We start from the raw sequence: 800 nt of genomic DNA on the forward strand, positions 1-800 counted from the left end.
GCACCGTCGGCTTCAAGCCCTCTTTCGGCCGCATTCCTTCGGTGACTCGCCCCGACGCCTTCCTGTGGGGACATCCTCTGGTCCATATCGGACCGCTGACCCGCACCGTTGCGGACGCCGCGCTGTTGACCAAGATCATGGCCGGGCCACACAACCGCGACCCGTTCTGCCTGCCGGATGATGGCGTTGACTATGTCGGCGCCGTTGCCGGGCGGACGCCGAAACTGCGCGTCGCCTACAGCCCGCGACTAGGCAATTTCCCTGTCGACGCTGAGGTCGCCACCGTCGTTGCCCGTGCGATCGATGTCATGCGCGGGCATGGCATTGAGGTTGACGAGGTCGAGCTCGATTTCAAGGCCGATCACAAGGACCTGGCGGCGCTTTGGGTGCGCACGATCTCGATCCACTATGCTGCCATCGCCGTGTACTGGAAACAGCAAGGCATCGACCTGATGGGCGAGCACGCCAAGGTGCTCACCCCGCAGTTCCTCGCCATGCTGGAGGGCGCCTACAAGGTGTCCGCCGTCGACCATGCGCTCGACGATCTTTTGCGCACCGGCGTCCATGACGGACTCGAGGATGTATTCGAAACCCATGACCTGATCGTCTCGCCGACGCTGGCCGTCCCGCCCGTCAAGAATGCCACGGACGGCAACACGATCGGGCCGACATCGATCAATGGCGAGGCGGTCGATCCGCTGATCGGCTGGTGCATGACCTATCCAATCAACTATACCGGCCATCCGGCGATTTCGGTTCCGGCCGGCCTGACGGCGCAGGGGCTGCCGGTCGGCCTCCAG

At 64.1% G+C, this 800-nt stretch carries 1 protein-coding gene; it reads left to right on the forward strand.

Annotation, left to right across the window (positions count from 1 at the left end):
- A partial coding sequence (locus tag E5W70_RS32495; RefSeq protein WP_292665459.1) for an amidase family protein occupies positions 1–800 on the forward strand: 800 nt, incomplete at both ends.

It is taken from the genome of Mesorhizobium sp., from assembly GCF_005063415.1.
Classification (GTDB): Bacteria; Pseudomonadota; Alphaproteobacteria; order Rhizobiales; family Rhizobiaceae; genus Mesorhizobium.